Source organism: Pseudomonas sp., from assembly GCF_050739655.1.
Lineage (GTDB): Bacteria > Pseudomonadota > Gammaproteobacteria > Pseudomonadales > Pseudomonadaceae > Aquipseudomonas.
Genome location: NZ_JBOIBY010000074.1, coordinates 1 through 10,223, shown reverse-complemented (window position 1 = coordinate 10,223; position 10,223 = coordinate 1). Strand labels below are relative to the sequence as shown.

The following is a 10,223-nucleotide window of genomic DNA, read 5'->3' as shown; positions in this document are numbered from 1 at the left end:
AAGAGCGCCTCGACGATTAACCCAGTGCCGCTCCGGTCGCACGCCTGATATACAGATAAGTCCTGATAACGATGGCCCTACTGCAGATCGCCGAACCCGGCCAAAGTCCTCAACCGCACCAGCGTCGCCTGGCTGTGGGGATCGACTTGGGTACTACCAATTCGCTGGTCGCTGCATTGCGCAGTGGTCTTTCCGAGCCTCTTGCCGATGCGCAAGGGCAGGTCATCCTGCCTTCTGCCGTGCGCTATCACGCTGATCGCGTGGAAGTGGGCGAATCCGCCAAGTTGGCTGCCGCTACTGATCCCTTGAATACCGTGCTTTCGGTCAAGCGCTTGATGGGTCGTGGTCTGTCCGACGTCAAGCAGTTGGGCGAGCAGCTGCCGTATCGCTTTGTCGGCGGCGAGTCGCACATGCCGTTCATCGAAACGATTCAAGGCCCGAAAAGCCCGGTCGAAGTCTCCGCCGATATCCTCAAGGTCCTGCGCCAGCGTGCCGAAGACACCCTGGGCGGTGAACTGGTGGGTGCGGTAATCACCGTTCCGGCCTATTTCGACGACGCTCAACGCCAAGCTACCAAGGATGCCGCCAAGCTGGCGGGCCTCAATGTGCTGCGTTTGCTCAATGAACCGACCGCCGCTGCCGTGGCTTACGGTCTGGATCAGCACGCCGAAGGCCTGGTCGCGATTTACGACCTGGGCGGCGGTACCTTCGATATTTCGATACTGCGCCTGACCGGCGGCGTGTTTGAAGTGCTGGCAACCGGTGGCGACAGCGCCTTGGGTGGCGATGACTTCGATCATGCGATTGCTGGCTGGATCATCGAGAGCGCCGGTTTGTCCGCCGACCTCGATCCGGGTGCGCAGCGCAATCTGCTGCAAACCGCTTGTGCGGCCAAAGAAGCGCTGACCAATGCAGCGTCTGTTGAAGTTGCTTATGGCGACTGGAAAGCCGAACTGACCCGCGAAGCCTTCAATGCGCTGATCGAGCCAATGGTCGCCCGCAGCCTGAAAGCCTGCCGTCGTGCTGTTCGTGATTCCGGTATTGAGCTGGAAGACGTGCATGCCGTGGTCATGGTCGGTGGTTCGACTCGCGTGCCTCGTGTTCGCGAAGCTGTGGGCGAGGCCTTTGGTCGTCAACCGCTGACTGAAATCGATCCGGATCAAGTAGTCGCCATCGGTGCTGCGATCCAGGCCGATACGTTGGCCGGCAACAAGCGTGACGGTGACGAATTGTTGCTGCTGGACGTGATTCCGTTGTCCCTGGGGCTGGAAACCATGGGAGGCCTGATGGAGAAGGTGATTCCGCGTAACACCACCATCCCCGTTGCCCGCGCCCAGGACTTCACCACTTACAAAGATGGCCAGTCGGCCATGGCGATCCATGTGTTGCAGGGTGAGCGCGAGCTGATCAGCGATTGCCGCTCCCTGGCGCGCTTTGAATTGCGCGGCATTCCGGCGATGGTGGCTGGGGCGGCAAAGATCCGCGTGACCTTCCAGGTCGATGCCGACGGCTTGCTGAGTGTGTCCGCCCGCGAGTTGGGTTCGGGTGTCGAGGCTAGCATTCAGGTCAAACCGTCCTACGGTCTGACCGACGGCGAAATCGCCAAGATGCTCAAGGATTCGTTCCAGCACGCCAATGACGATAAGGTTGCCCGTGTATTGCGTGAGCATCAGGTCGACGCCGAGCGCCTGATCGAAGCGGTGCAGGCTGCTTTGGAGGCTGACGGCGACCGCTTGCTCGACGCCGAGGAGCGCATGGTCATCGACATGCAGGTGCAGGAACTGACCGAACTGATGAAAGGTACCGATGGTTACGCCATCGAGCAGCAGACCAAGCGTCTGTCGCAAGTGACCGATGCCTTTGCCGCCCGCCGCCTGGACTCGACGGTGAAAGCCGTGCTGGCGGGGCGCAACCTGAATGAGATTGAGGAATAACGATGCCGCAGGTCATTTTTCTGCCACACGAAAAGTTTTGCCCGGACGGCATGGTCGTGGAGGCTGAGACCGGTACGTCCATCCTCGAGCTGGCCCATGAGCACCACATCGAGATGGAAAGCGCTTGCGGCGGCGTCTGCGCCTGCACCACTTGCCACTGCATCATTCGCGAGGGTTTCGACTCGCTGGAAGAGGCTGATGAGTTGGAAGAGGACTATCTTGATAAGGCTTGGGGTCTTGAGCGTGAATCCCGTCTGGGCTGCCAGGCCAAAGTCGGCACCGAAGACCTGACCGTCGAAATTCCAAAGTACTCGCTCAACCACGCAGCCGAAGCGCCGCACTGATTCAAGGAATTGTCATGAGTCTCATGTGGACTGATGTGCTGGAAATTGCGATCCAGCTGGCTGAAAGCAAGCCCGATGTAGACCCTATGTCGGTCAACTTCGTCGATCTGCGCAAGTGGGTGATGGAATTGCCCGAGTTCGACGACAAGCCTGAGCATTGTGGCGAGAAGATCCTGGAGGCCATTCAGGCCCACTGGATCGAAGAACGCGACTGAGCCACGCCGCAGGTTAGGCAATACCCGAGAACCCGCGTATAATTCGCGGGTTTAATTTTTCGCACATTCCCGTTTCTGGAGTTACACCATGGCTGTTCAACGTACTTTCTCCATCATCAAGCCTGACGCAGTTGCTAAAAACGTTATCGGCGAGATCACCACTCGTTTCGAAAAAGCTGGCCTGCGCGTTGTAGCTTCGAAACTGAAGCAACTGTCCAAAGCTGAAGCTGAAGGCTTCTACGCTGAGCACAGCGCTCGTGGTTTCTTCGGCGACCTGGTTGCTTTCATGATCTCCGGCCCGGTTGTTGTTCAGGTTCTGGAAGGCGAAAACGCTATCGCTCTGAACCGTGAGCTGATGGGCGCTACCAACCCTAAAGAAGCTGCAGCCGGCACCATCCGCGCTGACTTCGCTGATTCCATCGACGCCAACGCTGTTCACGGTTCGGACTCCGAAGCCGCTGCTGCTCGTGAAATCTCGTACTTCTTCGCAGCTACTGAAGTAACCACTCGCTAAGCATTGGCTTAAGAGTGAAGGTGAATCCATGACTACATCGACTGTAAAAACTAACCTGCTGGGTCTGACTCAACAGGAAATGGAAAAATTCTTCGACTCAATCGGGGAGAAGCGTTTCCGTGCCGGTCAGGTAATGAAATGGATTCACCACTTTGGCGTCGATGATTTCGACGCCATGACGAACGTCAGCAAGGTCTTGCGCGAAAAGCTCAAGACTGTTGCTGAGGTCCGTGGTCCTGAAGTGGTCAGCGAGGACATCTCCAGCGACGGCACCCGTAAATGGGTGGTGCGCGTGGCGTCCGGCAGCTGTGTCGAGACCGTGTACATTCCTCAGGGCAAACGCGGCACCTTGTGCGTTTCGTCCCAGGCAGGCTGTGCCCTGGATTGCAGTTTCTGCTCCACCGGCAAGCAAGGCTTCAATAGCAACCTCACCGCCGCCGAAGTCATCGGTCAGGTGTGGATTGCCAACAAATCCTTTGGCAGCGTCCCGGCAACCGTCGACCGTGCCATCACCAACGTGGTGATGATGGGCATGGGTGAGCCGCTGCTGAACTTCGACAACGTCATCGCCGCCATGCACCTGATGATGGACGACTTGGGCTACGGCATTTCCAAGCGCCGTGTGACCCTGTCGACCTCCGGCGTGGTGCCGATGATCGATGAGCTTTCCAAGCACATCGACGTCTCTCTGGCGTTGTCCCTGCACGCACCGAATGACGCATTGCGTAACCAATTGGTGCCGATCAATAAAAAATATCCGCTTAAGATGCTGCTCGAGTCGTGCCAGCGCTACATGTCGAACCTCGGCGAAAAGCGCGTGCTGACCATCGAGTACACCTTGCTCAAAGACGTGAACGACAAGGTCGAGCACGCGGTGGAAATGATCGAGTTGCTCAAGAACATTCCGTGCAAGATCAACCTGATCCCGTTCAACCCGTTCCCGCACTCCGGTTACGAGCGTCCGAGCAACAACGCCATCCGCCGGTTCCAGGATCAGCTTCATCATGCCGGTTTCAACGTCACTGTCCGCACCACCCGTGGTGAAGACATCGACGCGGCCTGTGGTCAATTGGTAGGGCAGGTGCTGGATCGCACCCGTCGCAGCGAACGTTATATCGCCGTGCGTGAACTGAACGCCGACAACGATATGGCCCAGAACGCCGCGAACAAGTAATCGAGAGAGGATCTCTATGTCCCTGCGCTTTGCGCTGCTTTTGCTGTTGGCCAGCCTGTGTGCTGGCTGCGTGCTTTCGGGCGACTACAACCCGATGAAGACCAGCAAGGGCCGCGATGAAGCGCGTGAGGCTTATGTGCAATTGGGTATTGGCTATTTGCAGCAAGGCATGACCGAGCGTGCCAAGGTCCCCTTGAAAAAAGCGCTGGAACTCAACAACTCCGATCCTGATGCGAATGCTGCGCTGGGGTTGGTATTCCAGGCTGAAATGGAGCCGGAACTGGCCGACGAGCATTTTCGCAAGGCATTGTCATCCCGTCCTGCAGATGCCCGAATCCTCAACAATTACGGCAGTTTTCTTTTCGAGCAAAAACGCTACAAGGAAGCCTACGAGCGCTTCGAGCAGGCGGCCGCCGATACCCTGTATCCTGAGCGTTCGCGAGTGTTCGAGAACCTGGGGATGACCGCCTCGATGCTCGGTCAGCGCGAACTGGCCCAGCAGCAATTGGAAAAAGCCCTGCGTTTAAATCGCCAACAGCCTCGTGCATTGCTGGAAATGGCTGAGTTGTCTTACGAAGACAGGCATTATGTGCCCGCGCGTGACTATTACGATCGTTTCAGTCTGCTTGCCGAGCAAAATGCACGTAGTCTATTGCTCGGCATTCGGCTGGCAACAGTGTTTGAAGATCGCGACAAGGCCGCAAGTGCCGGCCTGCAATTAAAACGACTCTATCCCGGTACACCGGAATATCAGCAATACCTGTCGGAGCAATGATGAAAGCGGCGCATCCCGAAGTTGTAGCAGCGAATCGCGTTAACCCCGGTGAAACTTTGCGCCAGGGCCGCGAAAGCAATGGCTGGTCGCTGGCCGAAGTGGCTCTCAAGCTCAACCTTACCGTCAACTCCCTGAGTAATCTGGAAGCCGGTGCTTTCGACAAGCTGCCGGGGCATACCTTTGCTCGCGGTTACATTCGCGCTTACGCCAAATTGCTCGGCATGGACCAGGCCGTTCTGGTTCAGCAATTCGATCAATCCACCGGTACCGATTCCCAGGGCAGCAGCGTTCATAGCCTGGGCCGTATCGAAGAGCCGGTGCGGGTTTCCCATACCATTTTGCGCATCGTCAGCCTGCTGTTGCTGGTCGCGGTGATTGGCGGCGGTTTTGTCTGGTGGCAGGATCAAACCTCTATGCGCACCAAGGACCTGATCGGTCTCGCCCCGGAACACGTTGAAGTCGAAGGTGCCGACGGCACTACCCAGATTCATCCGCTGGACGAGCCAGAAGACCAGGCTGTTGCAGAAGGAGAGGTCGACAACTCGACGGCTCTGGCATTGCCGCAGGCCGAAACCTCGACTGAGGCACCAGCAGAGGCTCAATCGACAGCACCAGTAGCGCCAGCCGCACCGGTCACACCTGCGCCTGCTGCTCCAGCGCACAGCGCGCCTTTGGTTGCTGCGACGCCTGCAACTCCGGCCCCGGCAGCACCTGCCGTTCCAGCGCCAACCGTGACCGCTCCAGCTGCCCCGGCGCCAGCTCCGGTAGCCACTACGGTTGCCGGCCCAGGCCAGGTTCAAGTGCAATTCACCGCCGATTGCTGGACACAAGTGACCGATGGTAGCGGCAAAGTGCTGTTCAGCGGTCTCAAGCGTAAGGGCGACAGCCTTTCCGTCAATGGCAAGCCACCGTTCGCCGTTCGCCTGGGCTACGCCCGTGGCGCTAGCGTCAGCTACAACGGTCAGGCGGTCGATGTTGCTCCGTTCACCAGTGGCGAGACTGCTCGCCTGAAGTTGGGTCAATAAGTCATGCACGGCGAATCTCCAATCAAACGTCGCGAATCGCGCAAGATCTGGGTCGGTAACGTTCCTGTTGGCGGCGATGCACCCATCGCGGTGCAGAGCATGACCAACAGCGACACCAACGATGTCGCCGCCACCGTGGCGCAGATTAATCGGCTGGAAGCGGCCGGCGTCGATATCGTGCGGGTTTCCGTACCGGACATGGACGCAGCCGAAGCGTTCGGCAAGATCAAGCAACTGGTCAAGGTGCCGTTGGTTGCCGATATCCACTTCGATTACAGGATCGCGTTGCGCGTGGCGGAACTGGGTGTCGATTGTCTGCGGATCAACCCGGGCAACATCGGTCGCGAAGACCGTGTGCGCGCAGTGGTCGATGCTGCCCGCGACCGGGGCATTCCGATCCGTATCGGCGTCAATGCCGGCTCCCTGGAAAAAGACCTGCAAAAGAAATATGGCGAGCCGACGCCGGCCGCACTGGTCGAGTCTGCCTTGCGTCACGTCGAACACCTCGAACGCCTGAACTTCCAGGACTTCAAGGTCAGCGTGAAAGCCTCGGACGTGTTCATGGCTGTCGAAGCCTATCGCCTGCTGGCGAAAGAAATCGTTCAACCTCTGCATCTTGGCATCACCGAAGCAGGCGGCTTGCGTTCCGGCACAGTGAAATCTGCCGTGGGCCTCGGTATGCTGCTGGCCGAAGGGATTGGCGATACTATTCGCATCTCGTTGGCGGCCGACCCGGTCGAGGAAGTGAAAGTCGGCTACGACATTCTCAAGTCCCTGCACCTGCGTTCCCGTGGCATCAACTTCATCGCCTGCCCGAGCTGCTCGCGGCAGAACTTCGATGTGGTCAAGACCATGAACGAGCTGGAAGGGCGCCTCGAAGATTTGCTGGTGCCGCTGGATGTTGCGGTGATCGGTTGCGTGGTCAACGGCCCGGGTGAAGCCAAGGAAGCCCATATCGGCTTGACCGGTGGCACGCCAAACCTGATTTACATCGACGGCAAGCCGTCGCAGAAACTGACGAATGACAATCTTGTGGATGAGCTGGAACGGCTGATCCGCGAGAAAGCGGCCGAAAAGGTCGAAGCTGACGCTGCCGTTATTGCGCGCGGCTGAACCTGACTGAAGCGCCGAACGAATTTAAGGATTTAAAGTGAGCAAGTCATTGCAAGCCATTCGTGGCATGAACGACATCCTGCCCGAGCAGACTCCCCTGTGGCGTCACTTCGAGGGCACCGTTTCGCGCCTGCTGGATAACTACGGTTACAAGCAGATCCGCATGCCGATCGTCGAGTTCACCGAGCTGTTCAAGCGCTCCATCGGTGAAGTGACCGACATCGTCGAAAAAGAGATGTACACCTTCGACGACCGCAACGGCGATTCCCTGACCCTGCGCCCTGAAGGCACCGCCGCCTGCGTGCGTGCCGTGCTCGAGCACGGCATCACCGGTGGTGGCCAGGTGCAGAAACTCTGGTACATCGGCCCGATGTTCCGCCACGAGCGTCCGCAGAAAGGCCGTTATCGCCAGTTCCACCAGATCGGTGTCGAGGTATTCAACCTCGACGGTCCGGACATTGATGCCGAACTGATCGTGCTGACCTGGCGCCTGTGGGGCGAGCTGGGCATCCGTGATGCGGTCAAGCTCGAGCTCAACAGCCTGGGCACCAGTGAATCCCGTGGTCGTTACCGTGAAGCGCTGGTTGCGTTCCTGTCTCAACACATGGACAAGCTGGACGAAGACAGCCAGCGTCGCCTGAAGACCAACCCGCTGCGCGTGCTCGACACCAAGAATGCCGACACCCAGGCGATCCTGGTCGATGCGCCAAAGATGGCCGACTACCTGGACGAAGAGTCCCGCGTGCACTTCGAGGGCCTGAAGGCTCGTCTGGATGCGGCCGGCATTCCTTACGTCATCAACCCGAAGCTGGTTCGCGGGTTGGACTACTACAGCAAAACCGTTTTCGAATGGGTCACCGACAAACTCGGCGCCCAGGGCACCGTGTGTGCCGGTGGTCGCTACGACGGCCTGGTCGAGCAGATGGGCGGCAAGCCGACCGCCGGCGTGGGTTTTGCCATGGGCATCGAGCGTCTGGTTCTGCTGCTGGAAACCCTGGAGCAGATTCCGGAAGAGATCAACCGTCAGGTCGACGTCTACCTCTGCGCCTTCGGTGAAGAGGCCGAGCTGGCTGGTCTGGTCCTGGCCGAGCGTGTACGTGACCAGTTGCCCAACCTGCGCCTGCAAGTGAATGCCGGTGCCGGTAGCTTCAAAAGCCAGTTCAAGAAAGCCGACAAGAGCGGTGCACTCTACGCACTGATCCTCGGTGACGACGAGATGGCCCAGCAAGTGGTAGGTTTCAAACCCCTGCGTGGCCAGGGCGAACAACAAAGCATTGCCTGGGATGCGCTTGCTGCACACCTGGCCACCTGCGTCGTGCAGGGTTGAAGCTGTCTTAAACAGCCGAATTAGCGATTAAGGAGTATTGGGGTGTCGAGTACCGAAGACGAACATCTGGCGGATTTTAAGGAATGGTGGTCACGCAACGGCAAGCCCCTGGTCACTGGCGGCCTGTTGGCGCTGGTCATCGTATTCGGCTGGCAGGCGTTCCATAAGTATCAGAGCAACCAGTCGCAAGGCGCCTCGGTGCTCTATCAGCAATTGCTCGAAACCACGCTGACGCCTGACGGCAAGCCTGATGCGGCCCGTGTTTCGGACCTGGCCGGCAAGCTCAACAGCGAGTTCGCCGGCAGCGCCTATGCGCAATACGGCAGCCTGTTCGTGGCGAAAGTCGCCGTCGACAGCGGCAAGCTGGATGACGCAGTCAGCGAGCTGAAAGCCATCACCGCCAAACCGGCCAACCCTGCACTGGGCGAAATCGCCCGTCAGCGCCTGGCGCAGGTGCTGGGCGCGCAGAACAAGGCCGATGAAGCCCTGAAACTGCTCGAAGGTGACGCCGACAAGGCGTTCCTGGCTACTCGTGAAGAACTCAAGGGCGACCTGCTGGTGCAGTTGGGTCGTACCGATGAAGCGCACGCGGCGTATCAAAAAGCCAAGGCGGCACTGTCGGATGAAGCGGCGGTCGGTGGCCTGCAAATCAAGCTGGACGATCTGGCCAAAGGGGATGCGTGACGTGATTCGTTGGAAACATGCAGCATTGCTGACCCTGGCCATCTTGGCTGCGGGTTGCAGCAGCAACAGCAAGAAAGAATTGCCACCGGCCGAGCTGACCGACTTCAAGGAAGAAGTGGTCCTGCAGAAGCAGTGGAGTCGTTCGATCGGTGACGGTCAGGGCGAATCCTACAACATGCTGGTTCCGGCGATCGATGGCGATACCATCTACGCCGCCGACGTTACCGGCGTGGTGATGGCGATGGATCGCAGCAATGGCGATGTCAAGTGGAAGAAAGATCTCGAACTGCCTGTTTCCGGCGCTGTTGGCGTGGGTTACGGTCTGCTGACGATTGGTACGATCAAGGGCGAAATCGTTGCCCTGGACGCGATCAACGGTGAAGAGAAATGGCGCGCTCGCGTGTCCAGCGAAGTCCTCGCACCGCCAGCCAACAATGGCGATGTGGTTGTGGTTCAGACCCAGGACGATCGTCTGATCGGTCTGGATGCCGCCACCGGCAACCAGCGCTGGTTGTATGACAGCACGCCTGCCGTACTGACCCTGCGTGGTACCAGTGCCCCGATCGTCACCAATCGCCTCGCGGTGGCTGGCCTGTCGACCGGTAAAGTGGTTGCACTCAACATCTCCAACGGCGTGCCGGTGTGGGAACAGCGTGTAGCAGTGCCGCAAGGTCGTTCGGAGCTGGAGCGCGTTGTCGACATCGATGGCGGCTTGCTGTTGTCCGGCGAGACGATTTATGTCGCCAGCTATCAAGGTCGCGTTGCGGCACTAGACCTGCAAAGCGGTCGTCAACTGTGGCAGCGTGATGCTTCCAGCTACGCCGGTGTCGCCCAGGGTTTCGGTAGCGTCTACGTAAGCCTGTCTTCGGGCACCGTTGAAGGCGTCGACGAGCGTTCCACCACTGCGCTGTGGAGCAACGACTCGCTGGCCCGCCGTCAACTGTCGGCTCCGGAAGTGTTCTCCAGCTACGTTGCAGTCGGTGACCTGGAAGGTTACCTGCACCTGCTGAGTCAGGTGGACGGTCGTTTCGTCGGCCGCGAGCGCATCGACAGCGACGGCCTGCGTGCCCGTCCGCTGGTGGTGGGTGACACGATTTATGTATATGGCAACAGTGGCA

At 58.9% G+C, this 10,223-nt stretch carries 11 protein-coding genes; all 11 read left to right on the top strand.

Features of this window, described 5'->3' with window-relative positions:
- Positions 1–71 precede the first annotated feature (71 nt).
- The gene (gene hscA, locus ACRESJ_RS04160; RefSeq protein ID WP_431756778.1) at positions 72–1,934 is read left to right on the top strand and encodes a Fe-S protein assembly chaperone HscA; all 1,863 of its coding nucleotides are present in this window, start codon (positions 72–74) and stop codon (positions 1,932–1,934) included.
- 2 nt (positions 1,935–1,936) lie between these two features.
- Entirely contained in the window at positions 1,937–2,278 is a 342-nt protein-coding gene (fdx, locus tag ACRESJ_RS04155; protein ID WP_421141244.1) for an ISC system 2Fe-2S type ferredoxin, read from the top strand.
- A 14-nt stretch (positions 2,279–2,292) separates the two neighbouring features.
- Positions 2,293–2,493, top strand: coding sequence for a Fe-S cluster assembly protein IscX (gene iscX, locus ACRESJ_RS04150; protein WP_431756777.1), 201 nt, complete (start codon positions 2,293–2,295; stop codon positions 2,491–2,493).
- An 88-nt stretch (positions 2,494–2,581) separates the two neighbouring features.
- A complete protein-coding gene (gene ndk, locus ACRESJ_RS04145; protein WP_007916882.1) occupies positions 2,582–3,007 on the top strand; it encodes a nucleoside-diphosphate kinase in 426 nt (141 codons plus the stop codon).
- A gap of 28 nt (positions 3,008–3,035) precedes the next feature.
- Positions 3,036–4,181, top strand: a complete 1,146-nt coding sequence (gene rlmN, locus ACRESJ_RS04140) for a 23S rRNA (adenine(2503)-C(2))-methyltransferase RlmN (protein WP_431756776.1) — start codon at positions 3,036–3,038, stop codon at positions 4,179–4,181.
- A 16-nt stretch (positions 4,182–4,197) separates the two neighbouring features.
- Positions 4,198–4,956: a type IV pilus biogenesis/stability protein PilW gene (gene pilW / locus ACRESJ_RS04135; protein WP_431756775.1), complete on the top strand. Its 759-nt coding sequence runs from the start codon at positions 4,198–4,200 to the stop codon at positions 4,954–4,956.
- Positions 4,956–5,981 (top strand): RodZ domain-containing protein, encoded by a 1,026-nt coding sequence (locus ACRESJ_RS04130; RefSeq protein WP_431756774.1) that lies wholly within the window; start codon positions 4,956–4,958, stop codon positions 5,979–5,981. Before pilW ends, ACRESJ_RS04130 begins: the two co-directional genes overlap by 1 nt.
- A 3-nt stretch (positions 5,982–5,984) precedes the next feature.
- Entirely contained in the window at positions 5,985–7,094 is a 1,110-nt protein-coding gene (gene ispG / locus ACRESJ_RS04125) for a flavodoxin-dependent (E)-4-hydroxy-3-methylbut-2-enyl-diphosphate synthase (protein ID WP_020795607.1), read from the top strand.
- Positions 7,095–7,131: 37 nt separating this feature from the next.
- On the top strand, positions 7,132–8,421 hold the full coding sequence (gene hisS, locus ACRESJ_RS04120) for a histidine--tRNA ligase (protein ID WP_431756773.1): 1,290 nt from the start codon (positions 7,132–7,134) through the stop codon (positions 8,419–8,421).
- Positions 8,422–8,463: 42 nt separating this feature from the next.
- On the top strand, positions 8,464–9,105 hold the full coding sequence (locus ACRESJ_RS04115; protein WP_431756772.1) for a tetratricopeptide repeat protein: 642 nt from the start codon (positions 8,464–8,466) through the stop codon (positions 9,103–9,105).
- A partial coding sequence (gene bamB, locus ACRESJ_RS04110; protein WP_431756771.1) for an outer membrane protein assembly factor BamB occupies positions 9,098–10,223 on the top strand: 1,126 nt, incomplete at its 3' end. The genes ACRESJ_RS04115 and bamB, both read left to right, overlap by 8 nt.

Coding starts and splice junctions, on each gene's coding strand:
- iscX (WP_431756777.1), top strand. CDS start 2,293: ATGAGTCTCATGTGGACTGATGTGCTGGAAATTGCGATCCAGCTGGCT.
- hscA (WP_431756778.1), top strand. CDS start 72: ATGGCCCTACTGCAGATCGCCGAACCCGGCCAAAGTCCTCAACCGCAC.
- ACRESJ_RS04130 (WP_431756774.1), top strand. CDS start 4,956: ATGAAAGCGGCGCATCCCGAAGTTGTAGCAGCGAATCGCGTTAACCCC.
- fdx (WP_421141244.1), top strand. CDS start 1,937: ATGCCGCAGGTCATTTTTCTGCCACACGAAAAGTTTTGCCCGGACGGC.
- ispG (WP_020795607.1), top strand. CDS start 5,985: ATGCACGGCGAATCTCCAATCAAACGTCGCGAATCGCGCAAGATCTGG.
- pilW (WP_431756775.1), top strand. CDS start 4,198: ATGTCCCTGCGCTTTGCGCTGCTTTTGCTGTTGGCCAGCCTGTGTGCT.
- rlmN (WP_431756776.1), top strand. CDS start 3,036: ATGACTACATCGACTGTAAAAACTAACCTGCTGGGTCTGACTCAACAG.
- ndk (WP_007916882.1), top strand. CDS start 2,582: ATGGCTGTTCAACGTACTTTCTCCATCATCAAGCCTGACGCAGTTGCT.